Here is a 25,359-nt window from a genome sequence, read left to right as displayed (position 1 = left end):
ATGGCCCTACCANCTATTGCCATTGTAGGACGTCCCAATGTTGGGAAATCGACCCTATTTAATCGGATCGCTGGTGAGCGAATCTCCATTGTAGAAGATGTCGAAGGAGTGACACGTGACCGTATCTATGCAACGGGTGAGTGGCTCAATCGTTCCTTTAGCATGATTGATACAGGAGGAATCGATGATGTCGATGCTCCTTTCATGGAACAAATCAAGCACCAGGCAGAAATTGCCATGGAAGAAGCAGATGTTATTGTCTTTGTGGTGTCTGGTAAGGAAGGAATTACCGATGCAGACGAGTACGTAGCCCGTAAGCTTTATAAAACCCATAAACCAGTTATCCTCGCAGTTAACAAGGTGGACAACCCTGAGATGCGAAATGATATCTATGATTTTTATGCCCTCGGTTTGGGGGAACCACTGCCAATCTCATCTGTCCATGGTATCGGTACAGGGGATGTGCTAGATGCCATCGTAGAAAATCTTCCAAATGAATACGAAGAAGAAAATCCAGATGTGATTAAGTTTAGCTTGATTGGTCGTCCCAACGTTGGAAAATCAAGCTTGATCAACGCTATCTTGGGAGAAGACCGTGTCATTGCTAGTCCTGTTGCTGGAACAACACGTGACGCTATTGATACCCACTTTACAGATACAGATGGTCAAGAGTTTACCATGATTGATACGGCTGGTATGCGTAAGTCTGGTAAGGTTTATGAAAATACTGAGAAATACTCTGTCATGCGTGCCATGCGTGCTATTGACCGCTCAGATGTGGTCTTGATGGTCATCAATGCGGAAGAAGGTATCCGTGAATACGACAAGCGTATCGCAGGATTTGCCCATGAAGCTGGTAAAGGGATGATTATCGTGGTCAACAAGTGGGATACACTTGAAAAAGATAACCACACTATGAAAAACTGGGAAGAAGATATCCGTGAGCAGTTCCAATATCTACCTTACGCACCGATTATCTTTGTATCCGCTTTGACCAAACAACGTCTCCACAAACTTCCTGAGATGATCAAGCAAATCAGTGAAAGTCAAAACACACGTATTCCATCAGCTGTCTTGAACGATGTGATTATGGATGCCATTGCCATCAACCCAACACCGACAGACAAAGGGAAACGCCTCAAGATTTTCTACGCGACCCAAGTGGCAACCAAACCACCAACCTTTGTCATCTTTGTCAACGAAGAAGAACTCATGCACTTTTCTTACCTGCGTTTCTTGGAAAATCAAATTCGCAAGGCCTTTGTTTTTGAGGGAACACCGATTCATCTCATCGCAAGAAAACGCAAATAAAAAAGTAGAATCTGGAATGACATTTCCAGATTTTTTTGATAGAATGAAGTTGAAGAAAACGCTATCAAAAAGAGGTGCCGCTGATGGAACATTTGTTTAAATTCTTACTTTTAGCACCGTACTTTTATTTTGATAACTGGATTGAAAAGGCCAACAGAAATAGTAAATTTTTCCTGATTTTTTACTATTTTTACTGGGTTTACATCCCCCTCTATTCTCTTTTTAGCCTTGCTTGGACAGTTGTTTCAGTTCTGTTTTTCAATATCGTCTTGAGAAATGTGACAGATATCAAGTTTTGGGGCATTTGGTTTCTTTTTATTCTGCTAGCTATTGGTCTGAATTGGTTAACTTATTCCTGTTTCAAAAAAATGTTTCGCTTGAGACGGGAACTAGGGAAGTCTAAAAGTGGAAGGCATTGATTTATATTGGTAATAATATTTAATAGAACGAAACTAAAGAAAACAATTTTAAAGAGGAGGTGTCGATGATGAAGCTGTCCTTTAATTGTTTTAATTTGATACTCTTATTTCCTTGTTTTTATTTTTTCTATTGGATAGACAATGCTGACAGAAACGGTAAAATTTTCCCAATCATCTACTATTTTTACTGGATTTATCTTTCCCTTTTGGCTCTGTTTAGCTTGGATATGACAATTTTTTCATTCTTATTTTTCCCTTTTGTTCTAAATCATGAATCAGATGCTAGTACTTGGGGTGTTGGGTTGCTTTTGATAGTCTTATCTCTAGGCAGTGACTGGTTAGATTATATCTTTTTCAAAAACATGCTTAGACTAAGAAAGGAGTTAGGAAAGTCTAAGGGCGAAAGGCATTGATTTATATGGTTTTTATTGATAGGAGGTAGCTTATGGCACATCTAAAATCATTTATTACACGCTATTCCAAGGTTTATATTGGTTTAGTTCTGCTGATCTGGCTGGCTTTCTTCTTTGTTCCTTGGGATAAACCAGTTCTGGGAATATCTATCAATCTCTTAATCATACAGAAAGTCTTGCTAGTTTTTGGTATTCTGTCTATTTTGATGGCCTTGCTGTCCAAGAAAGTCAGTCTCTTTGTTTTTGGATTGATCTGCTGTTTTTCTCTTTGGATAAATCTATTTATCCTATTTGCGATTTTGCCGATTTTTGTTGGCAATTAAATCATCATAAAAGTCAGAGAGGTTAGCTTGGAAACTAGCCTCTTTTTCCTTTTCAAAATGGGGATTCTTCCTTGAAAATAATCAGTAATTGTGCTAAAATTAAAAGAACATTCTAAAATATTCGGAATTTAAAGTAAGGAAAAACATGGCTAATATTTTAAAAACAATTATCGAAAATGATAAAGGAGAAATCCGTCGTCTGGAAAAGATGGCTGACAAGGTTTTCAAATACGAAGACCAAATGGCTGCTTTGACAGATGACCAACTAAAAGCAAAAACAGTTGAATTTAAAGAACGTTATCAAAATGGAGAATCACTGGATTCGTTGCTTTATGAAGCATTTGCGGTTGTCCGTGAGGGTGCCAAACGTGTCCTAGGTCTCTTCCCATATAAGGTTCAGGTTATGGGTGGAATCGTTCTTCACCATGGTGACGTGCCAGAGATGCGTACAGGGGAAGGGAAAACCTTGACTGCGACTATGCCGGTATACCTCAATGCCCTTTCAGGTAAAGGGGTTCACGTAGTTACGGTCAATGAATACCTGTCAGAACGTGACGCGACTGAAATGGGTGAATTGTACTCATGGCTTGGCTTGTCAGTAGGGATTAACTTGGCTGCTAAATCTCCAATGGAGAAAAAAGAAGCCTATGAGTGTGATATTACCTACTCAACCAACTCAGAAATCGGATTTGACTACCTTCGTGACAACATGGTCGTTCGTGCTGAAAACATGGTACAACGTCCGCTCAACTATGCCTTGGTCGATGAGGTTGACTCAATTTTGATTGACGAGGCGCGTACACCATTGATCGTATCAGGTGCTAACGCAGTTGAAACCAGTCAGCTCTACCATATGGCAGACCACTATGTGAAATCTTTGGACAAAGACGACTACATCATCGATGTGCAGTCTAAGACTATTGGTTTGTCTGATTCAGGGATTGACAAGGCTGAAAGCTACTTCAAACTTGAAAACCTCTATGACATCGAAAACGTAGCTCTGACTCACTTTATCGATAACGCCCTTCGTGCCAACTACATTATGCTTCTCGATATTGACTACGTGGTGAGCGAAGAACAAGAAATCTTGATCGTTGACCAATTTACAGGTCGTACCATGGAAGGTCGTCGTTATTCTGATGGATTGCACCAAGCCATTGAAGCCAAAGAAGGTGTGCCAATTCAGGATGAAACTAAGACATCTGCCTCAATCACTTACCAAAACCTTTTCCGTATGTACAAGAAATTGTCTGGTATGACGGGTACAGGTAAGACTGAGGAAGAAGAATTCCGTGAAATTTACAACATTCGTGTTATTCCAATCCCAACCAACCGTCCTGTTCAACGTATTGACCACTCAGACCTTCTTTATGCAAGTATCGAGGCTAAGTTTAAGGCGGTTGTCGAAGATGTTAAGGCTCGTTACCAAAAAGGTCAACCAGTCTTGGTTGGTACAGTAGCGGTTGAAACCAGTGACTATATTTCTAAGAAATTAGTCGCAGCTGGCGTTCCTCACGAGGTCTTGAATGCCAAAAACCACTATAAAGAAGCCCAAATCATCATGAATGCTGGTCAACGTGGTGCTGTTACCATTGCGACTAACATGGCCGGTCGTGGTACCGACATCAAGCTTGGTGAAGGGGTTCGTGAACTTGGTGGACTTTGTGTTATTGGTACAGAACGTCATGAAAGCCGTCGTATCGATAACCAGCTTCGTGGACGTTCAGGTCGTCAAGGAGACCCAGGTGAGTCACAATTCTATCTATCTCTTGAAGATGATTTGATGAAACGTTTTGGTTCTGAACGCTTGAAGGGAATCTTTGAACGTCTCAACATGTCTGAAGAGGCGATTGAGTCTCGTATGTTGACGCGTCAGGTTGAGGCAGCGCAAAAACGTGTCGAAGGAAATAACTACGATACTCGTAAACAAGTCCTTCAATACGATGATGTCATGCGTGAACAACGTGAGATTATCTACGCTCAACGTTACGACGTTATCACTGCAGATCGTGACTTGGCACCTGAAATTCAGGCTATGATCAAACGCACGATTGGTCGTGTCGTTGATGGTCATGCGCGTGCCAAACAAGATGAAAAACTCGAAGCAATTTTGAACTTTGCTAAGTACAACTTGCTTCCTGAAGATTCGATTACGATGGAAGACTTGTCAGGCTTGTCTGATAAGGCCATCAAGGAAGAGCTCTTCCAACGTGCCTTGCAAGTTTACGATAGTCAGGTTTCAAAACTACGCGATGAAGAAGCAGTTAAAGAATTCCAAAAAGTTTTGATTCTACGAGTGGTAGATAACAAGTGGACAGATCATATCGATGCCCTCGATCAATTACGTAACGCAGTTGGACTTCGTGGCTATGCTCAGAACAATCCTGTTGTTGAGTATCAGGCAGAAGGTTTCCGTATGTTTAATGACATGATTGGTTCGATTGAGTTTGATGTGACACGCTTGATGATGAAAGCACAAATTCATGAACAAGAAAGACCACAAGCAGAACACCATATCAGTACAACAGCGACTCGCAATATCGCTGCCCACCAAGCAAATATGCCTGAAAATCTGGATTTGAGCCAGATTGGACGGAATGAACTTTGCCCATGTGGTTCTGGTAAGAAGTTTAAAAACTGTCACGGTAAAAGACAATAAAATGAGATAGTTTAGAGGCGGATACCTTGTGAAAAGTAAATTTTTACTTGGTATCCGTTTGATTTATAAGGAGATGAGTTATGGTATTTACAGCAAAAAGTCCTAAAATTAATATTGAAGAAGTTCGTGCCTTATCAAAATTAGAAGGTCAAGCTTTGGAGAGAAAATCACAGCGCGATCAAGAGCTAGAAGCCATTATACGTGGAGAAGACCAGCGAATTCTCTTGGTAATCGGGCCATGCTCATCTGACAATGAAGAAGCTGTTCTTGAATACGCTAAGCGTTTGGCGACTCTACAAGAAGAAGTAGCAGACCGTATCTTTATGGTTATGCGTGTTTATACAGCTAAACCCCGTACCAACGGAGATGGTTACAAGGGCTTGATTCACCAGCCTAATGCGACAGAAGCACCAAGCCTCATCAACGGAATCAAAGCCGTGCGCCATCTTCACTATCGTGTCATCACGGAAACAGGTATGACGACAGCTGATGAAATGCTTTATCCTGAAAATCTTCCGCTTGTAGATGATTTGATTTCTTACATGGCGGTTGGTGCCCGTTCAGTTGAAGACCAGCAACACCGCTTTGTGGCAAGTGGGGCAGATTTTGCGACTGGGTTTAAAAATCCAACATCTGGAAATCTCAATGTTATGTTTAATGGGATTTATGCTGCTCAAAACAAACAAAGCTTCCTTTTCCTAGGAAAAGAAGTGGAAACAACTGGGAACCCGCTTTCGCACGCTATTCTTCGTGGAGCGATCAATGAGTATGGTAAGAATATTCCTAACTACTACTATGATAATTTGATGGATACCATTGCTCAATATGAGAAAATGGGCTTGGAAAATCCTTTTATCATCGTCGATACCAATCATGACAACTCTGGTAAGCAATATATGGATCAGATTCGAATTGTTCGCCAGACCTTGATTAACCGTGATTGGAATGAAAAAATCAAGCAGTACGTTCGTGGCTTTATGATTGAGTCTTATCTAGAAGACGGCCGTCAAAACGAACCAGAAGTATTTGGCAAGTCTATCACGGACCCTTGCCTGGGCTGGGAAAATACAGAAGCCCTTGTCAGAGAAATCTACCAAACGCTAGGAGAATAAGATGGCATTTATTGAAAAAGGTCAAGAAATCGATATTGAAGCAATCAAGGCAGAAACCCAATTGTCTGCGGAAGCCTTGCGACTGAAGGAGCGTCGTGATAGAGAATTGGCAGACATTATTTCAGGAGAAGATGACCGTATCCTTTTGGTGATTGGTCCTTGCTCTTCTGATAATGAAGAGGCTGTCTTGGAATATGCCCGTCGTTTATCCGCCTTGCAAAAGAAGGTGGCGGACAAGATTTTCATGGTTATGCGTGTTTATACTGCTAAACCTCGTACCAACGGAGACGGCTATAAAGGTTTGGTTCACCAACCAGATACCTCTAAGGCTCCAAGTTTAATTAACGGCTTGCAGGCTGTGCGCCAGTTGCACTACCGCGTCATTACAGAGACAGGTTTGACAACGGCAGACGAGATGCTTTATCCGTCAAATTTGGTCTTGGTGGATGACTTGGTCAGCTACCATGCTGTAGGAGCTCGTTCTGTTGAAGACCAGGAGCACCGCTTTGTGGCCTCAGGGATTGATGCACCGGTCGGGATGAAAAATCCAACCTCAGGAAATCTTGGTGTTATGTTTAACGGTATCTATGCCGCTCAGAACAGACAGACCTTCCTCTTCCATGGTCAAGAAGTTGAGACTTCAGGAAATCCCTTGGCCCACGTCATCCTTCGTGGTGCAGTCAATGAATACGGGAAAAATGAGCCTAACTTTTACTATGAAACTTTGCTAAATGCCATTGAGCGCTATGAAGCCATGGAACTTGAAAATCCCTTTATCCTCATTGATACCAACCATGATAATTCTGGCAAGCAATATATGGAGCAGATTCGAATTGTTCGTCAGACCTTGCAGAATCGTGATTGGAATGAGAAGATTAAAAAGATAGTTCGAGGCTTTATGATTGAATCTTACCTAGCAGATGGTCGTCAAAACCAACCAGAGGTCTTTGGTTGCTCTATTACGGATCCTTGCTTGGGTTGGGAAAATACAGAGGCCTTGGTAGAAGAGATTTACGCTACCTTGACAAATTAAGTGAAAAGGATGGAGTTGGGGAATCTCAACTCCTTTTGATGAGAATGATAGTTGGACACGGAATTGACATCGAAGAATTGGCTTCGATAGAAAGCGCAGTTACACGACATGAAGGATTTGCTAAGCGCGTGCTGACCGCTAAGGAAATGGAACGGTTTAACAGTCTTAAAGGGCGCAGACAAATCGAATATTTGGCAGGTCGCTGGTCGGCTAAGGAGGCCTTTTCCAAGGCGATGGGAACGGGTATTGGCAAGCTCGGTTTTCAGGATTTGGAAGTCTTGAACAATGAGCGCGGGGCTCCTTATTTTAGTCGGTCACCATTTTCAGGAAAGATTTGGCTGTCTATCAGCCATACCGATCAGTTTGTGACAGCCAGTGTCATTTTGGAGGAAAATCATGAAAGCTAGTCCACATAGACCAACCAAGGCTCTGATTCATCTGGGAGCTATTCGACAAAATATTCAGCAAATGGGGGCTCATATCCCTGAAGGAACGCTCAAATTTGCAGTAGTCAAGGCTAATGCCTATGGGCATGGGGCTATTGCTGTTGCGACGGCGATTCAAGATGATGTTGATGGTTTTTGCGTTTCGAATATTGATGAAGCCATTGAACTCAGACAGGCTGGACTCAGGAAGAAAATCCTCATTTTAGGAGTTTCTGAAATCGAAGCTGTTTCTCTTGCTAAAGAATACGACATCACCTTGACTGTGGCCGGACTGGAGTGGATCCAAGCCCTCTTAGATAGGGAAGCAGACCTAACTGGATTGACAGCCCACCTCAAGATTGACTCAGGAATGGGACGGATTGGTTTTAGAGAGGCCGGTGAGGCTGAGCAGGCTCAAGTTTTGCTCCAACAACACGGTGCTCGTGTTGAAGGGATTTTTACCCACTTTGCTACTGCAGATGAGGAATCAGATGACTACTTTAATGCCCAGTTAGAACGGTTTAAAACTATTTTAGCCAGTATGAAAGGTCTTCCAGAGCTGGTTCATGCTAGCAATTCTGCAACGACCCTTTGGCATGCAGAGACTATTTTCAATGCGGTCCGTATGGGAGATGCTATGTATGGTCTTAACCCTAGTGGAGAGGTCTTGGACTTGCCCTATGACTTGACTCCAGCCTTGACCTTGGAATCTGCCTTGGTTCACGTCAAGACAGTTCCAGCTGGAGCTTGCATGGGCTACGGAGCGACCTATCAGGCGGATAGCGAGCAAGTCATCGCGACGGTACCAATTGGCTATGCGGATGGATGGACACGAGACATGCAGAATTTTTCTGTCTTGGTAGATGGCCAAGCTTGTCCAATTGTTGGACGAGTTTCTATGGACCAAATCACCATTCGTCTGCCTAAGTTTTATCCGCTGGGAACCAAAGTAACCTTGATTGGTTCCAACGGGAGCAAGGAAATCACAGCTACTCAGGTAGCGACCTACCGTGGAACCATTAACTATGAAGTGGTTTGTCTTCTCAGCGACCGCATTCCGAGAGAATATTATTAAAAAGAAAGGAGTGGAGCATGAATCTACATCAACCCTTGCATGTCTTACCTGGTGTGGGACCAAAGTCAGCAGAGAAGTACGCTAAACTAGGAATTGAAAACTTGCAAGACCTCTTGCTCTACTTTCCTTTTCGTTATGAAGACTTCAAAACTAAGCAAGTGCTAGAACTAGAAGACGGTGAGAAGGCAGTTCTTTCTGGTCAAGTCGTGACTCCTGCCAGTGTCCAGTATTATGGTTTCAAGCGCAATCGTCTGCGTTTTAGCCTCAAGCAAGGAGAAGTTGTTTTTGCGGTGAATTTCTTTAACCAGCCCTATCTAGCAGATAAGATAGAGTTGGGAGCAACTCTTGCAGTCTTTGGGAAATGGGACCGTGCTAAGGCTAGTCTAACAGGGATGAAGATCCTGGCTCAGGTGGAAGATGACCTCCAACCTGTTTATCGCTTGGCTCAGGGAATCAGTCAGGCCAGTCTAGTAAAGGTCATCAAGACGGCTTTTGATCAGGGACTGGACCTCTTGATTGAGGAAAATCTCCCCCAGTCTTTGCTGGACAAATACAAACTTATGTCCCGTTGTCAGGCCGTTCGTGCCATGCATTTCCCCAAGGATTTGGCAGAATACAAGCAGGCCCTTCGCCGTATCAAGTTTGAGGAACTCTTTTATTTCCAAATGCAGTTGCAGATGCTTAAGTCTGAAAATAGAGTTCAGGGAAGCGGTCTGGTTCTGAATTGGTCTCAGGAAAAAGTGACAGCTGTCAAAGAAACCCTGCCTTTTACCCTGACTCCAGCTCAAGAAAAGAGTTTGCAGGAAATTTTGACCGACATGAAGTCCGACCATCATATGAATCGTCTCCTACAAGGAGATGTGGGGAGCGGAAAAACGGTGGTTGCTGGCTTGGCTATGCTTGCGACGGTGACAGCTGGCTACCAGGCTGCTCTCATGGTGCCAACAGAAATCCTTGCAGAGCAACACTTTGAGAGTTTACAGAACCTCTTTCAAGACTTGAAACTGGCTCTTTTGACAGGTTCCTTGAAAGCTGCAGAAAAGAGAGAAGTCTTGGAGACTATTGCTAAGGGTGAAGCTGATTTGATTATCGGAACCCACGCTCTGATTCAGGATGGGGTAGATTATGCTCGTCTGGGCTTGATTATCATCGATGAGCAGCACCGTTTTGGTGTGGGGCAAAGGCGTATTTTACGGGAAAAAGGAGACAATCCTGACGTTCTCATGATGACGGCGACTCCCATTCCACGGACGCTGGCCATCACAGCCTTTGGGGATATGGATGTTTCCATTATTGACCAGATGCCAGCAGGACGGAAACCTATTGTGACACGTTGGATCAAGCATGAGCAACTACCACAGGTCTTGACTTGGTTAGAGGGGGAAATCCAAAAAGGTTCCCAAGCCTATGTTATCTCTCCCTTGATTGAAGAATCAGAAGCTCTGGATTTGAAAAATGCCATTGCCTTATCAGAAGAGTTGACGGCTCATTTTGCAGGCAAGGCAGAGGTGGCTCTTCTACATGGTAAGATGAAGAGTGACGAAAAAGACCAGATTATGCAGGAGTTCAAAGAGAGAAAGACGGATATTCTGGTTTCGACGACAGTTATCGAGGTTGGGGTTAATGTTCCCAATGCGACCGTCATGATTATCATGGATGCGGATCGCTTCGGTCTCAGCCAGCTTCACCAGCTTAGAGGTCGTGTGGGTCGGGGAGATAAGCAGTCCTATGCTGTTCTCGTTGCCAATCCTAAGACTGATTCTGGGAAAGATCGCATGCGCATCATGACAGAAACGACCAATGGATTTGTCCTGGCCGAAGAAGATTTGAAAATGCGTGGTTCTGGTGAGATTTTTGGAACCAGACAGTCAGGACTTCCAGAGTTCCAAGTAGCTGATATTATCGAAGATTTTCCGATTTTAGAAGAAGCTAGAAAAGTTGCTAGTTACATTAGTTCTATTGAAGGCTGGCAAGAGGATCCAGAGTGGCGCATGATTGCTCTTCATTTGGAAAAGAAAGAACATTTAGATTAATACTCTTCGAAAATCAAATTCAAACCACGTTAACTTCGCCTTGCCGTACTCAAGTACAGCCTGCGGCTAGTTTCCTAGTTTGCTCTTTGATTTTCATTGAGTATAAGCTTTCTATAAGGAAATCTTAAGCTAGCTTTCAGGTTTGGCCCTTATACTAGAGTCATCAAAAAGAAACGAGGACTCTCATATGACAGTAACGATTAAAGTAAATTACCAAACCACTTTCCAAAAGAAAGAAGCAAAAAATTGATATAAATAGAAGGAAGAAAGAGCGAAAATGCTCTTTTTTCGTTTTTAAAATTACTTTCAGTCGATAGGCTTGAAGGAAAAATCTAAATTCTTTTTCTATTTACCCTTCTTTCTTGCATTGATTACTTAGATATGCTACAGTTGTGGTAGCGATTACAAAAATGAAGGAGCATGCTATGAAAAATCCAGCTTTGTTAGAAGAAATCAAGACTTATAAAGGACGGGATGAGGTTCCAGAAGACTTTGATGCTTTCTGGGATGAGGAAGTGAAAAAAGTTTCCAATCTTCCAGCCTATCAGTTGGAGGAAAGAGATTTCCACATTCCTCAAGTTAAGTGCTATGAGTTAACGTTTGAAGGAGCCAATGAAGGCAAGGTTTATGCACGCGTCGTTCTTCCAAAGAGTGAGGAAAAAGTTCCTCTAATCTTCCATTTCCATGGTTATATGGGACGTGGCTGGGATTGGGCCGACATGCTGGCCTTCACCGTAGCTGGTTACGGTGTTGTTTCCATGGACGTTCGAGGTCAGTCGGGCTATTCACAAGACGGCTTACGTTCTCCTCTAGGAAATACGGTCAAGGGGCATATCATCCGTGGTGCTGTGGAAGGTCGGGAGCACCTCTTTTATAAGGATGTTTATCTGGATATTTACCAGTTGATCGAAATTGTTGCTAGTCTGCCTCAGGTGGATGAGAAGTGCCTTTCTAGCTATGGTGCCTCACAAGGAGGGGCTTTAGCTCTAGTTGCAGCAGCACTCAATCCTCGAATTCGGAAAACAGTTGCCATCTATCCTTTCTTGTCAGACTTTAGACGAGTTCTTGAGATTGGTAATACTAGCGAGGCTTACGACGAACTGTTCCGTTATTTCAAGTTTCACGATCCCTTCCATGAAACTGAGGAGGAAATCATGGCGACCCTTGCCTATATCGATGTGAAAAATCTCGCTCATCGTATCAAGGGTGAAGTTAAGATGATTACGGGCTTGGACGACGATGTCTGCTATCCTATTACCCAGTTTGCGATTTACAACCGCCTGACCTGCGATAAGGCCTATCGTATTATGCCTGAGTATGCCCACGAAGCCATGAATGTTTTTGTCAATGACCAGGTTTATAACTGGCTTTGTGGTAGTGAGATTTCTTTTAAATATATGAAGTGATAAATGAGAGAGACCAGTAGCTCTCTTTTTTGTAGTTTAATAAAAATGATTTAAAATAGATGACTCTCTGAAACTACTTTCAGAAACGCCTGTTCTATAAAATACTTTTGAAACTGAAATCTATTCTACCACAAAGTGTTGAAAGCGCTTTAAAAATAGTCTATAATGAACTCATAAGAACAAAGAAAAGGAGGAAAGAGGATGCCACAGATTACTAAAGAAGCCTTGATTGCACAAATCAAAGATGGAATCATCGTTTCTTGTCAGGCCCTTCCTCACGAACCGCTTTATACAGAAGCGGGAGGAGTCATTCCCTTGCTGGTCAAAGCGGCTGAGCAAGGTGGAGCAGTCGGTATCCGAGCAAACAGTGTTCGCGATATCAAGGAAATCAAGGAGGTTACCAACCTTCCAATCATTGGGATAATTAAACGAGATTATCCACCGCAAGAACCCTTCATCACTGCTACTATGAAAGAAGTTGATGAATTGGCAGAACTGGACATCGAGGTGATTGCTCTGGATTGTACCAAGCGTGAACGCTACGATGGTTTGGAAATTCAAGAATTCATTCGTCAGGTTAAGGAGAAATATCCTAACCAGCTCTTGATGGCTGATACAAGTACTTTCGAGGAAGGATTGGCAGCTGTTGAAGCAGGAATTGACTTTGTCGGAACAACCTTATCAGGATACACATCTTACAGTCCAAAAGTGGATGGTCCCGATTTTGAATTGATCAAAAAACTTTGTGATGCTGGCGTAGATGTCATTGCAGAAGGGAAAATTCATACACCAGAACAAGCCAAACAAATCCTTGGATATGGAGTGCGAGGCATTGTTGTAGGTGGCGCTATTACTAGACCAAAAGAGATTACAGAACGCTTCGTTGCTGGTCTAAAATAACACAATCTAAAAAACAGAGGAGAGTGGTGGATGCGTCGGATAAAATGAAAACGTATACAAATGCAATCTTACTCATTATCCAATATGGATACGCTTATCAATTAGGAGAATACAAATGAAATTTAGAAAACTAGCTTGTACAGTACTTGCGGGTGCTGCGATTCTTGGCCTTGCTGCATGTGGTAATTCTGGTGGAAGTAAAGACGCTGGAAAATCTGGTAGTGATAGCGGAAAAACAGAAATCACTTGGTGGGCATTCCCAGTCTTTACTCAAGAAAAAACTGGTGACGGTGTTGGAACATATGAAAAATCAATTATCGAAGCGTTTGAAAAAGCAAATCCAGATGTAAAAGTGAAATTGGAAACCATCGACTTCAAGTCAGGTCCTGAAAAAATCACAACAGCTATCGAAGCAGGAACAGCTCCAGACGTACTCTTTGATGCACCAGGACGTATCATCCAATACGGTAAAAACGGTAAATTGGCTGAGTTGAACGACCTCTTCACAGACGAATTTGTTAAAGATGTTAACAATGAAAACATTGTACAAGCAAGTAAAGCTGGAGACAAAGCTTACATGTATCCAATCAGTTCTGCACCATTCTACATGGCCATGAACAAGAAAATGTTGGAAGATGCTGGAGTTGCAAACCTTGTAAAAGAAGGTTGGACAACTGATGATTTTGAAAAAGTTTTGAAAGCGCTTAAAGATAAAGGATATACACCAGGTTCATTGTTCAGTTCTGGTCAAGGGGGAGACCAAGGAACACGTGCCTTCATCTCAAACCTTTACGGCGGTTCTGTAACAGATAAAGATGTAACAAAATATACAACTGATGATCCTAAATTCGTCAAAGGTCTTGAAAAAGCAGCTAGCTGGATTAAAGACGGTTTGTTGAACAACGGTTCACAATTTGACGGTGGAGCAGATATCCAAAACTTTGCCAACGGTCAAACATCTTACACAATCCTTTGGGCGCCAGCTCAAAACGGTATCCAAGCTAAACTTTTGGAAGCAAGTAAAGTAGAAGTGGTAGAAGTACCATTCCCATCAGATTCAGGTAAGCCAGCTCTTGAATACCTTGTAAACGGATTTGCAGTATTCAACAACAAAGACGACAAGAAAGTTGCAGCATCTAAGAAATTCGTTCAATTTATCGCGGATGACAAAGAATGGGGTCCAAAAGACGTTGTTCGTACAGGTGCCTTCCCAGTTCGTACATCATTTGGCAAACTTTATGAAGACAAACGTATGGAAACAATCAGTGGTTGGACTAAATACTACTCACCATACTACAACACTATCAATGGTTTTGCTGAAATGAGAACACTTTGGTTCCCAATGTTGCAATCTGTATCAAATGGTGACGAAAAACCAGCGGATGCTTTGAAAGCCTTCACTGAAAAAGCTAACGAAACAATTAAAAAAGCTACAAAACAATAAGCACTAAATCAGATTGACTCCTCCCTTTTCCCTTTGCATAGTCTATGTAAGAAAAGGGAGGATTTTGTTTGAAATGTAAGGAACTGTCAAGAAATTAAAATGAAGTTCTTACATAAGCGAATCTTAAAAAATTTCATTTTGATTTTAAAACAGTTCAAGAAAATCCAAAATATTTTATTTGTGAAAGAGAGGTGCCGACTGTGAAAGTCAATAAAATTCGTATGCGGGAAACAGTGATTTCCTACGCTTTCCTAGCACCAGTATTATTCTTCTTTGTCATCTTTGTATTGGCTCCTATGATTATGGGATTCATTACAAGTTTCTTTAACTACTCAATGACTAAATTTGAGTTTGTAGGCTTGGACAACTATGTTCGCATGTTTAAAGACCCTGTCTTTATGAAGTCTTTGATCAATACCGTGATTCTGGTTATTGGATCTGTACCAGTTGTTGTTCTATTCTCACTCTTTGTAGCATCTCAGACCTATCATCAAAATGCTATTGCCAGATCCTTCTACCGTTTTGTCTTCTTCCTTCCAGTTGTAACAGGTAGTGTTGCCGTAACAGTTGTTTGGAAATGGATCTATGACCCACTATCAGGGATTCTAAACTTTGTCCTTAAGTCAAGCCACATCATCAGCCAGAACATTTCTTGGTTGGGAGATAAAAACTGGGCTTTGATGGCGATTATGATTATCCTTTTGACTACATCTGTTGGTCAGCCGATTATCCTTTATATCGCAGCGATGGGAAATATCGACAATTCATTGGTAGAAGCAGCGCGTGTTGATGGTGCGACTGAATTGCAAGTTTTCTGGAAGATTAAATGGCCTAGCCTCCTTCCAACAACACTTTACATCGCAATCATTACAACAATCAACTCATTCCAGTGTTTCGCCTTGATTCAGCTTTTGACTTCAGGTGGTCCAAACTACTCAACAAGTACACTTATGTACTACCTTTACGAAAAGGCCTTCCAATTGACAGAATACGGCTATGCCAACACCATCGGTGTCTTCTTGGCAGTCATGATCGCTATCGTAAGCTTTGTTCAATTTAAAGTACTTGGAAACGACGTAGAATACTAAAGAAAGGAGACAGCTATGCAATCTACACAAAAGAAACCTTTAACAGCTTTTACTGTTATTTCAACTATTATCTTGCTCTTGTTGACCGTGCTGTTCATCTTTCCGTTCTACTGGATTTTGACAGGTGCCTTCAAGTCACAACCTGATACAATCGTTATTCCACCACAATGGTTCCCTAAAATGCCAACCATGGAAAACTTCCAACAACTTATGGTGCAAAACCCTGCCTTGCAGTGGATGTGGAACTCTGTATTTATTTCATTGGTAACCATGTTCTTAGTCTGTGCGACCTCTTCTCTAGCAGGTTATGTATTGGCTAAAAAACGTTTCTATGGTCAGCGTATTCTCTTTGCCATCTTTATCGCTGCCATGGCACTTCCAAAACAAGTTGTCCTTGTGCCATTGGTACGTATCGTCAACTTCATGGGAATCCATGATACTCTTTGGGCAGTTATCTTGCCTTTGATTGGATGGCCATTTGGGGTCTTCCTCATGAAACAGTTCAGTGAGAATATCCCTACAGAGTTGCTTGAATCAGCTAAAATCGATGGTTGTGGTGAGATTCGTACTTTCTGGAGCGTAGCCTTCCCAATTGTGAAACCAGGATTTGCAGCCCTTGCAATCTTTACCTTCATCAATACATGGAACGACTACTTTATGCAGTTGGTTATGTTGACTTCACGTCAAAACTTGACCATCTCACTTGGGGTTGCAACTATGCAAGCTGAAATGGCAACCAACTATGGTTTGATCATGGCAGGTGCCGCTCTTGCAGCAGTTCCAATCGTAACAGTCTTCCTAGTCTTCCAAAAATCCTTCACTCAGGGTATTACTATGGGAGCGGTTAAAGGTTAAGAAAAGTAAACTGGTGTGTCAAGATTGCGGAAGTGGTCTTGACATGCTATGGAAATATAGAGGTTATAAGTGTCTACAAAATGTTGGGTATTTGCTTACCTTAGATATTTTGTTAGACACTTATCAACTTAATTTATCATTTTAGTTAACTATCAGAAACGAAGGAAAGAGTATGATTTTTGACGATTTGAAAAACATCACCTTTTACAAAGGAATTCATCCCAATTTAGACAAGGCTATCGACTATCTCTACCAACATCGTAAAGATTCGTTCGAATTAGGAAAGTATGAGATTGACGGAGATAAAGTCTTTCTAGTTGTTCAGGAAAATGTCCTCAATCAAGCTGAAAATGATCAATTTGAGCATCATAAAAACTATGCAGATTTGCATTTGCTGGTAGAAGGACATGAATATTCGAGCTACGGTTCACGTATCAAAGACGAGGCAGTAGCATTCGACGAAGCAAGTGACATTGGCTTTGTTCATTGTCATGAACACTACCCACTCTTGTTGGGTTATCACAATTTTGCGATTTTCTTCCCAGGAGAACCGCACCAGCCGAATGGCTATGCAGGTATGGAAGAGAAGGTTCGCAAATATCTCTTTAAAATTTTGATTGATTAAAAAATCAGGAGGAGCAAACATGGCACAAAAAGGAGTAAGCCTTATCAAGGCAGCATTTGATACAGACAACTTTCTCATGCGTTTTAGTGAGAAGGTCTTGGATATCGTGACAGCCAATCTTCTTTTTGTCGTCACTTGTTTGCCCATCGTGACGATTGGAGTAGCTAAAATTAGCCTCTACGAGACTATGTTTGAGATTAAGAAGAGCAGACGTGTACCTGTCTTTAAAATCTATCTAAGAGCTTTCAAGGAAAATCTGAAACTAGGTCTTCAGTTAGGTCTGCTTGAGTTGGGCATTGTCTCATTAAGCCTTCTAGATCTCTATCTCTTCTGGGGGCAGACAGCTATGCCTTTCCAAATGGTGAAAGCTATCTGTCTAGGCGTTCTTATCTTCCTCACTATCGTGATGTTGGCTAGCTATCCCATAGCTGCACGCTATGATTTGACTTGGAAAGAAGTCTTACAAAAAGGACTTATCTTGGCAAGTTTTAACTTTCCTTGGTTCTTCCTCATGTTAGCTATTCTCTTTCTTATTGTGATGGTTCTTTATCTGTCCGCCTTCACTTTACTTTTAGGTGGTTCAGCCTTCCTGCTTTTTGGGTTTGGGCTCTTGGTCTTTCTCCAGACTGGATTGATGGAGAAAATTTTCGCAAAATACCAATAGGATGGCTTGTCTATGAAACTACTTTCAAGCCATAAACATTTCAAAATTCATATCGAAACTAAAATCTAAGTGTACACAAGATATTGAAAGCGTTTTTCATAAGGTGTATACTAAACACGTAAAGAATAAATCCTGCTTTTAGCAGAAAAAAAGAAATCTTAGGAGAAAATCTATGTCAGATTTAAAAAAATACGAAGGTGTCATTCCAGCCTTCTACGCATGTTATGATGATCAAGGAGAAGTAAGTCCAGAGCGTACGCGTGCCTTGGTTCAATACTTCATTGATAAAGGTGTTCAAGGTCTTTATGTCAATGGTTCTTCTGGTGAATGTATCTACCAAAGCGTTGAAGACCGCAAGTTAATCTTGGAAGAAGTCATGGCAGTTGCCAAAGGTAAATTGACCATCATTGCTCACGTTGCTTGCAACAATACCAAAGATAGTATGGAACTTGCTCGTCATGCTGAAAGCTTGGGTGTAGATGCCATTGCAACGATTCCACCAATTTATTTCCGCTTGCCAGAATACTCAGTTGCTAAATACTGGAACNATATCAGTTCTGCAGCTCCAAACACAGACTACGTGATTTACAACATTCCTCAATTGGCAGGTGTTGCTTTGACGCCAAGTCTTTATACTGAAATGTTGAAGAATCCACGTGTTATCGGTGTTAAGAACTCTTCTATGCCAGTTCAAGATATCCAAACCTTTGTGAGCCTTGGTGGGGAAGACCATATCGTCTTTAACGGTCCAGATGAGCAGTTCTTAGGTGGTCGTCTCATGGGAGCTAAAGCTGGTATCGGTGGTACTTATGGTGCTATGCCAGAACTATTCTTGAAACTCAATCAGTTGATTGCTGACAAAGACTTGGAAAAAGCGCGTGAATTGCAATACGCTATCAATGCAATCATTGGCAAATTGACTGCTGCACATGGAAATATGTATGGTGTGATTAAGGAAGTCTTGAAGATCAATGAAGGCTTGAATATTGGTTCTGTTCGTTCACCATTGACACCAGTGACTGAAGAAGATCGTCCAGTTGTAGAAGCAGCTGTAGCCTTGATTCGTGAAACCAAGGAGCGCTTCCTCTAATCCATAAGGAGGTATTTATGACACACTACGTTGCAATTGATATCGGTGGAACAAATATCAAATATGGTTTGATCGACCAAGAAGGCCAACTTGTTGAATCGCATGAAATGCCAACAGAGGCGCATAAGGGTGGACCTCATATCTTACAAAAAACCAAAGATATCGTAGCCAGCTATTTAGAAAAAGGCCCAGTAGCAGGTGTTGCCATTTCTTCTGCAGGAATGGTGGATCCAGACAAGGGTGAGATTTTCTATGCTGGTCCTCAGATTCCAAATTATGCAGGAACCAAGTTCAAGAAGGAAATCGAGACTAGCTTTACTATTCCTTGTGAAATTGAAAATGATGTCAACTGTGCAGGTCTTGCTGAAGCGGTATCTGGTTCAGGCAAGGGAGCGAGTGTCACCCTTTGCCTGACTATTGGAACCGGTATCGGTGGTTGCTTGATTATGGATGGGAAAGTCTTCCATGGTTTTAGTAATTCAGCCTGTGAAGTCGGTTATATGCATATGCAGGATGGAGCGTTCCAAGATTTGGCTTCTACCACAGCTTTAGTGAAATATGTAGCTGAAGCACATGGAGAAGATGTTGATCAGTGGAATGGTCGACGTATCTTTAAGGAAGCCACTGAAGGCAACAAAATCTGCATGGCTGGTATTGATCGGATGGTAGATTACCTAGGGAAAGGTCTGGCAAATATTTGCTATGTGTCCAATCCAGAAGTGGTCATTCTCGGTGGCGGTATCATGGGGCAAGAGGCTATCCTCAAGCCTAAAATTCGAAAAGCTTTGAAAGATGCTTTGGTACCAAGTCTGGCTGATAAGACGAGATTAGAATTTGCTCATCATCAAAATACAGCAGGTATGTTGGGAGCTTATTATCATTTTAAAACAAAACAATCCTAGTTTGGCCCAGCCAAACTAGGATTTTCTAGGTACGACGGGCATGTAGTTCATCTGAGGGGGAAGTCCTTCTTGGGCACCGGCTACCAGTGAAGCCAATAACAATTTCCAAGCCTGACTATCGTGAGGTAGCGACTTAAAACGGTTTGGGGATAGACCGTTTTAAGTCTGACGCTGGAAATAAGAATCGGAAGAGGAAGGGACATTGACGGCATTCAAATTAGATTATTAAATATTACGAATTTTGTTCAAGATAGTGTAAAATAGATTTGTACTAGTTTCTAAAAATTTAATTTAATAAATAAGAAATATTACAAACTGATGTATTGAGACTATTCTTTGTCAAAAATACGGAGCATTGCAGGTAGTTCTCTAAAATATTTTGAGGTGATAGAATGTATAAGATATTAGTTGTAGATGATGATTTTGAAATTTTGAAATTGATGCGAACTATTTTAGAGATGAAAAACTATCAGGTAACGACGTATCAAGAAGTGACCGTACCAATCAATATTAATAATTTCAAAGGATTTGATTTGATTTTATTAGATGTAATGATGCCTAATATAGATGGTATGCAAATTTGTAAGCAGATTAGAAATAAAGTAAGCTCCCCTATTATTTTTGTTAGTGCAAAAGATACCGAAGAAGATATAGTATCAGGATTGAATTTAGGAGGAGATGACTATATTACAAAACCTTTCAGCATCAATCAATTAATTGCTAAAGTTGCTGCAAATCTCAAACGAGAAGAACGATACAAACAAGGTGAATTAAGTAATCAAATTGTTCGAGAATTATCTCCAATAACGATTTATTTACAAGAAAAAATTGTTTGTATTAATGGAGATAGTCTTGCCTTTACAAGTAGGGAATATGATATCATAGAGCTATTATCTAGCAATCCAAGAAAAATTTTTACTGTACAAGATATATATGAAAACGTTTATGATGATGATGCTGAAACCCTCTTTCGTTCAATATCTGAGTATATCTATCAAATAAGATTAAAATTCTCATCCTATGGAATTAATCCTATAAAAACAGTTAGAGGTATGGGATACAAGTGGCATGATTAAGAAGAATAGTACAATTAGAGGACGTATAATAAGGACTGTTTTAGAACTAGTAACAGGTACGTTACTGAGTATACTTTTATTTTTTATATTTACTTATTTACTTGTTTTTACAGGACAATTAAATGTATACGACTCTAAAATTGAAATTTCAGTGAGTGATACCAGCAATTTAAGTGATGTAGTTCAAGCAATGAATAACTCTATATTTGACTATGTTGTATTTAATCGCAAGACAGGTACAATTGAAGCGGGTAATTATCAAAAAAAGGATTTGCCTGCCTATCGAGAAGTTTTTGATAAAAATGAATCTGTAAGTAATAGTGAGGTGTATTATGGGTATTATGCTAATTCAGAGATTGTACTTACTGTCAGGCAACCCATGATACCTGAGTTTGTTAATCCGAATTTGCGTCACATTTCATTTAATCTATTTTCTTATTTATTTTTCTTCGTTTTCGAAACGATTTTACTCATTTGGTCACTTACAAGATTAATAAAAGAATTTTCAAAAAATTTTCTACTTATACAAAAAAAATCTTTAAACATGGGGCAGTTAACATTTAAAGAAAAAAACATTCCCGCTCAAATACAAGAGTTCGATGAAATTCTCTCTGTATTATATCAAAAGGACGACGAGTTAACTAATTTACTCAAATCAGAGAGAAGGGAGAAGGAAGATTTATCTTTTCAAGTTAGTGCATTAGCTCATGATGTAAAAACTCCTTTAACAGTACTAAAGGGAAATTTAGAGTTGCTTGAATTAACTAACCTGACTGATCAACAGAAGGAATATACTCAGTCAATGAATAACAGTATAGTGATTTTTGAAAGATACTTTAGTTCAATGATTGATTATTCAAGATTACTAATTGAAGATAAAGATTATGGGGAACAGATATATTTACCTGATTTTTTAAGTGATCTGTCAGTAGAGGCGAAATCTGTAATGAATAATGCAAAGGTTGATTTCAAAATTATTAATACTACAAAATTAATGTTTTTTAAGGGAAATCGTTTTAATTTAAATAGGGCATTAATTAATATTTTAGCAAATGCAGCAAGATATAGTTCTGGAGAAAAAAAAGTTACTCTTACTATCATTGAGGAAACAGAGTATATTAATTTTGGAGTGTGGAACAATGGTCTCCCTTTTACTGAACAGTCCTTATTAAATGCAGATAAGTTATTTTATACTGAGAATAAAGGTAGGAATAATAAGCACTATGGTTTAGGGTTAGCATTTGCTAAACAAGTTGCAACTAGACATTTTGGAGAATTGTTTTTATCAAATCCAGATAGAGGTGGTGCTCAAGTGACGTTGCTTATTAAAAAATAATTCTATAGGGATATATTAGATACCTTCCACATAATAGTTATGTATATAAAAATAGATAATCTTCTAAATTGAGGAATATCTATTTTTTTATTTTTTAAAATTGAAAAGTCTGAACAAATTTTGAAAAATAAAGTGTAACATACAAGTATAAATAAAGGAGGAATTATAGTTATGAATATACAAGTTCAAAAACTTAGAAAATCATATAAGGATAGAGAAGTGCTGAAAAATATTTCTTTTGAAATAAAAGAGGGAAGTATTTGTGGATTATTAGGTATCAATGGTGCAGGAAAATCAACAATTATGAAGATTATTTTTGGTCTTGAAAACGCTGACAGTGGTGCGGTTATTTTTAATGGGGGAAAAAATGCGGGCATATATGAGATTGGAGCGCTTATTGAAACTCCTGCTATCTATATGAACTTATCTGCATTTGATAACTTAAAAACTAGAGCATTGTTATATGACATTTCTGACGAACGAATTAATGAAGTATTAAACTTGATTGGGCTATCTAATACGGGAAAGAAAAAAGCAGGGAGCTTTTCTTTAGGTATGAAACAACGTTTGGGATTAGGTATGGCAATAATTACTAGTCCAGATTTGCTCATTTTAGATGAACCTACCAATGGATTAGATCCAAATGGTATAAAGGAATTATTGAATTTAATGATTTCTTTAAAGAAATCAGGAATGACAATTCTTTTATCTAGCCATCAACTGTATGAAGTTAGTAAAGTGGCAGATAAAATTGTTATTTTACATGATGGTCAAATTTTTTACGACGGTTCGAATGTTCAAAGTGATGATTTAGAATCTTTATTTTTTAGAATTGTTCATGGAGGTGACGCAATATGATAAAAATATTTAAATCAGAATGGTTAAAACAGCGAAAAAATACATCCAAAAAATTCTTGATAATAGCTCCGGGCTTGTCGATTTTAATAGCGGTATTACTTGTTGGACCAAGTATTATAGAAAGTTTTTCAATATATTGGTGGGAAGCCGTCTTTTTGTATACACTTATTGGATTGTTGTTTTTATATGATTATAAAGCAGAAGAAGCTGCAGGAAACTTCCAGAATATATACTTTCGAAATGATAGCATAAAAATATATATCGTAAAGATACTTTTAAAATTAAAAGATTTACTCATTTCTAACGTATGGTTTTTAGCTATATTATTATTTACAAGTAATTTTTTGTATGCCGACTTAATATCATTGAATATAATTGGTGACTTAATTTGTTTAGTACTTATTTCGATAACATCCATATGGGTATTGCCACTCTTGTATCTATTTTCGAAATGGATCAATCCCTATATCCTAGTATCTATTAACTCCTTGATTTGTTTTTTGGTTGCACCTTTTATCGCTCAAAGTAGCTTTTGGTTCTTCTTTCCTTTTACATATCATTATAAAATTGCTTATAGTCTTATGTATATAAAACCGTCAGGAGATCTAGATTTAACAAATCATGTAACAGACGTTAAAATGGTAGTATTTGCCGTATTTCTATCATTGATTCTATTTATCGTTTCTTTGTTAATGTTAAATTGGAGGTTAAGTAATGATCCAATTGCTAAAAAGTGAAATGATTAAATTTAAAGGTTCGTATCAACTATACATTATTTTGATTTTGTCTACTATACAACTATTGACAATTCCAATTTACATATTATCTGTAAATAACACAATTGTATTGGAAAATATTATCTTTTTACCCATGTTAGGCTATTGCATGATAACTACGATAATCACTTTATTAGTATCTGAACAAGAAATCAATGCTAATAATTATCAGAATATTAAAGGCTCGAGAAATACAGCCAGTATATGGGGAGCGAAAATTTTTGTGTTAGATTTACTATTATCTTTACTTACTATTCCTTTATGGGTAGTTGTAGGTATAGAGTTAGAACACTTTTCATATTATTTTTACGTAGGAATAGTTAGTTGGTTATTACTAATATTGTTAAATCATTTCCACATGCTATTGACATTGTTTATTGCGAAAGGCGGCAATTTACTTATAGCTGTTGTAGAAAGTTTATTTATAGTATTTGCAACAAATAAAGTTTTTCTTAATATTTTTTGGATTCCAGTAATTTTACCAGTTAATATAATTTTAGAAAATAATTTTAGAAGCACAAACTATTTATTAGCTTTAACTTTTTATGTTGTATTATTGTTTGTTGCTAATTTAGTAGTTGTAAGCAGAAAAGGTGTTTAATTATATATTCTGATGGAAATGAATGGAGTGTTAAATTTTTGGATGGAAGTTTGGGAATTGTTTTGACTTTACTTTATAACCAAAATAAATCTGTAAAGACATATTGGAGAGAGGCGTTATTGATTTTTGATAATTTAACTATAGAAAATTAGGAGGAGAACTATGAAATTCAAAAAGATCTATCTTTCCGTAATTTTTTTCTTAAGTTTACTTGGATTGACTGGATGCACATATGAGAAGTATGATGTTAAATTTCTCGACTCAAGTTATAATCGATTTGATTATAAAGGAGAGCATTATGGTGTAACTAATCAATTAATTTCATATGAAGATATTGAAAGTAAAGTAAGCAATCATGATGATACTTATGAAATATCTTACGATGATTCCAATAATGAAATAAAGAATGATTTGTTGGAGATTGGTGACTTATATCAGACCAAGAGTAGAGAATTTGCCATAAAAATTGATAGTACTTTCTATAAATGTAGACTACTTGATAATATTTCTAAAGAAGAACTCCTAAAAGTTTCTGACTTATTTTATGTTCACTTAGTAGGAGGATTTGCTATCAATGAGCAAGAAGCCAGAGAGTTGAAGATAGGGGAACAATCATTTACAATTACTGAAGAAATTATTCCAAAAGAAGAGCTTAGTGCTACAGTTGCTAACTTAGATAATCAAGTGAAGTCTGTCACTAGATTATCAGGGGAGCATGAAAGTTGGAAATATGGAGAAATTTGTTCTTTAAAAAATCAGTCTATCCATGAGAAAGTAGCAGTTAAATTGAATGGAGAATATCATTTGGCTTTCTTTAGAAGTTAGTTTGTATATTAGATATGTGACACAAAAATTTTTTCCAGCATCTTTCAAATCAAATTCCCTTGACTTTCTTTATAATTGTGAGATAATAAGTAAAATATATAAAGGAGTTA

25 protein-coding genes are annotated in these 25,359 nt (G+C 39.1%); all 25 read left to right on the top strand.

Features of this window, described 5'->3' with window-relative positions; all coding sequences use genetic code 11:
- The 25 genes from der (at nucleotide 1) to D8848_RS01890 (ending at nucleotide 25,249) form a co-directional block, all read left to right on the top strand.
- Nucleotides 1–1,311: a ribosome biogenesis GTPase Der gene (gene der, locus D8848_RS02020; RefSeq protein WP_125450644.1), complete on the top strand. Its 1,311-nt coding sequence runs from the start codon at nucleotides 1–3 to the stop codon at nucleotides 1,309–1,311.
- Nucleotides 1,312–1,394: 83 nt separating this feature from the next.
- A complete protein-coding gene (locus tag D8848_RS02015) occupies nucleotides 1,395–1,730 on the top strand; it encodes a hypothetical protein (RefSeq protein ID WP_125442959.1) in 336 nt (111 codons plus the stop codon).
- A gap of 68 nt (nucleotides 1,731–1,798) precedes the next feature.
- Nucleotides 1,799–2,143 carry a hypothetical protein gene (locus tag D8848_RS10850; RefSeq protein WP_125443011.1) on the top strand — a complete coding sequence of 115 codons (345 nt, stop codon included), beginning with the start codon at nucleotides 1,799–1,801 and terminating at the stop codon, nucleotides 2,141–2,143.
- A gap of 32 nt (nucleotides 2,144–2,175) precedes the next feature.
- Nucleotides 2,176–2,466 carry a membrane protein gene (locus D8848_RS02005; RefSeq protein ID WP_000940704.1) on the top strand — a complete coding sequence of 97 codons (291 nt, stop codon included), beginning with the start codon at nucleotides 2,176–2,178 and terminating at the stop codon, nucleotides 2,464–2,466.
- Nucleotides 2,467–2,611: 145 nt separating this feature from the next.
- Nucleotides 2,612–5,125, top strand: a complete 2,514-nt coding sequence (gene secA / locus D8848_RS02000) for a preprotein translocase subunit SecA (protein WP_045611122.1) — start codon at nucleotides 2,612–2,614, stop codon at nucleotides 5,123–5,125.
- Between the two features lie 80 nt (nucleotides 5,126–5,205).
- On the top strand, nucleotides 5,206–6,237 hold the full coding sequence (locus tag D8848_RS01995; RefSeq protein WP_084930262.1) for a 3-deoxy-7-phosphoheptulonate synthase: 1,032 nt from the start codon (nucleotides 5,206–5,208) through the stop codon (nucleotides 6,235–6,237).
- A 1-nt stretch (nucleotide 6,238) separates the two neighbouring features.
- On the top strand, nucleotides 6,239–7,270 hold the full coding sequence (locus D8848_RS01990) for a 3-deoxy-7-phosphoheptulonate synthase (RefSeq protein WP_125450643.1): 1,032 nt from the start codon (nucleotides 6,239–6,241) through the stop codon (nucleotides 7,268–7,270).
- Between the two features lie 44 nt (nucleotides 7,271–7,314).
- Nucleotides 7,315–7,677 carry a holo-ACP synthase gene (gene acpS / locus D8848_RS01985; protein WP_031236869.1) on the top strand — a complete coding sequence of 121 codons (363 nt, stop codon included), beginning with the start codon at nucleotides 7,315–7,317 and terminating at the stop codon, nucleotides 7,675–7,677.
- A complete protein-coding gene (gene alr / locus D8848_RS01980) occupies nucleotides 7,667–8,770 on the top strand; it encodes an alanine racemase (protein WP_125450641.1) in 1,104 nt (367 codons plus the stop codon). The genes acpS and alr overlap by 11 nt, the downstream gene beginning before the upstream one ends.
- A complete protein-coding gene (recG, locus tag D8848_RS01975) occupies nucleotides 8,761–10,803 on the top strand; it encodes an ATP-dependent DNA helicase RecG (protein WP_260467289.1) in 2,043 nt (680 codons plus the stop codon). The genes alr and recG overlap by 10 nt, the downstream gene beginning before the upstream one ends.
- 425 nt (nucleotides 10,804–11,228) lie before the next feature.
- The gene (locus D8848_RS01960; RefSeq protein ID WP_125450639.1) at nucleotides 11,229–12,209 is read left to right on the top strand and encodes an acetylxylan esterase; all 981 of its coding nucleotides are present in this window, start codon (nucleotides 11,229–11,231) and stop codon (nucleotides 12,207–12,209) included.
- 201 nt (nucleotides 12,210–12,410) lie between these two features.
- Nucleotides 12,411–13,109 carry an N-acetylmannosamine-6-phosphate 2-epimerase gene (locus D8848_RS01955; protein WP_001135679.1) on the top strand — a complete coding sequence of 233 codons (699 nt, stop codon included), beginning with the start codon at nucleotides 12,411–12,413 and terminating at the stop codon, nucleotides 13,107–13,109.
- Nucleotides 13,110–13,224: 115 nt separating this feature from the next.
- Nucleotides 13,225–14,553, top strand: a complete 1,329-nt coding sequence (locus tag D8848_RS01950; RefSeq protein ID WP_125450638.1) for an ABC transporter substrate-binding protein — start codon at nucleotides 13,225–13,227, stop codon at nucleotides 14,551–14,553.
- A gap of 221 nt (nucleotides 14,554–14,774) precedes the next feature.
- The gene (locus D8848_RS01945) at nucleotides 14,775–15,641 is read left to right on the top strand and encodes a carbohydrate ABC transporter permease (RefSeq protein WP_153198773.1); all 867 of its coding nucleotides are present in this window, start codon (nucleotides 14,775–14,777) and stop codon (nucleotides 15,639–15,641) included.
- A gap of 15 nt (nucleotides 15,642–15,656) precedes the next feature.
- Nucleotides 15,657–16,496: a carbohydrate ABC transporter permease gene (locus D8848_RS01940; RefSeq protein ID WP_001192120.1), complete on the top strand. Its 840-nt coding sequence runs from the start codon at nucleotides 15,657–15,659 to the stop codon at nucleotides 16,494–16,496.
- Between the two features lie 172 nt (nucleotides 16,497–16,668).
- Nucleotides 16,669–17,121: a NanQ anomerase/TabA/YiaL family protein gene (locus D8848_RS01935; RefSeq protein ID WP_000575448.1), complete on the top strand. Its 453-nt coding sequence runs from the start codon at nucleotides 16,669–16,671 to the stop codon at nucleotides 17,119–17,121.
- Between the two features lie 19 nt (nucleotides 17,122–17,140).
- Nucleotides 17,141–17,785 (top strand): YesL family protein, encoded by a 645-nt coding sequence (locus tag D8848_RS01930; RefSeq protein WP_125450637.1) that lies wholly within the window; start codon nucleotides 17,141–17,143, stop codon nucleotides 17,783–17,785.
- A gap of 172 nt (nucleotides 17,786–17,957) precedes the next feature.
- Nucleotides 17,958–18,875 (top strand): dihydrodipicolinate synthase family protein, encoded by a 918-nt coding sequence (locus D8848_RS01925; protein ID WP_125450636.1) that lies wholly within the window; start codon nucleotides 17,958–17,960, stop codon nucleotides 18,873–18,875.
- A 17-nt stretch (nucleotides 18,876–18,892) separates the two neighbouring features.
- Nucleotides 18,893–19,777, top strand: a complete 885-nt coding sequence (locus D8848_RS01920; RefSeq protein WP_125442950.1) for an ROK family protein — start codon at nucleotides 18,893–18,895, stop codon at nucleotides 19,775–19,777.
- 392 nt (nucleotides 19,778–20,169) lie between these two features.
- Complete coding sequence (locus tag D8848_RS01915) at nucleotides 20,170–20,853, top strand: response regulator transcription factor (protein WP_000276749.1); 684 nt, start codon at nucleotides 20,170–20,172, stop codon at nucleotides 20,851–20,853.
- Nucleotides 20,846–22,189: a sensor histidine kinase gene (locus D8848_RS01910; RefSeq protein WP_125442949.1), complete on the top strand. Its 1,344-nt coding sequence runs from the start codon at nucleotides 20,846–20,848 to the stop codon at nucleotides 22,187–22,189. The genes D8848_RS01915 and D8848_RS01910 overlap by 8 nt, the downstream gene beginning before the upstream one ends.
- 171 nt (nucleotides 22,190–22,360) lie before the next feature.
- A complete protein-coding gene (locus tag D8848_RS01905) occupies nucleotides 22,361–23,047 on the top strand; it encodes an ATP-binding cassette domain-containing protein (RefSeq protein ID WP_125442948.1) in 687 nt (228 codons plus the stop codon).
- Nucleotides 23,044–23,784 carry a lantibiotic immunity ABC transporter MutE/EpiE family permease subunit gene (locus tag D8848_RS01900; RefSeq protein ID WP_125442947.1) on the top strand — a complete coding sequence of 247 codons (741 nt, stop codon included), beginning with the start codon at nucleotides 23,044–23,046 and terminating at the stop codon, nucleotides 23,782–23,784. The genes D8848_RS01905 and D8848_RS01900 overlap by 4 nt, the downstream gene beginning before the upstream one ends.
- Nucleotides 23,762–24,424, top strand: a complete 663-nt coding sequence (locus D8848_RS01895) for an ABC-2 family transporter permease (protein WP_125442946.1) — start codon at nucleotides 23,762–23,764, stop codon at nucleotides 24,422–24,424. Before D8848_RS01900 ends, D8848_RS01895 begins: the two co-directional genes overlap by 23 nt.
- Before the next feature lie 162 nt (nucleotides 24,425–24,586).
- Nucleotides 24,587–25,249, top strand: coding sequence for a NisI/SpaI family lantibiotic immunity lipoprotein (locus D8848_RS01890; RefSeq protein WP_000669433.1), 663 nt, complete (start codon nucleotides 24,587–24,589; stop codon nucleotides 25,247–25,249).
- The last annotated feature ends 110 nt before the right edge of the window (nucleotides 25,250–25,359 follow it).

The organism is Streptococcus mitis, assembly GCF_003942775.1.
Taxonomy (GTDB): Bacteria; Bacillota; Bacilli; order Lactobacillales; family Streptococcaceae; genus Streptococcus; species Streptococcus mitis_CN.
Note: the sequence above shows the minus strand (reverse complement) of the source record. Positions and strands in the feature narration are given on the sequence as shown.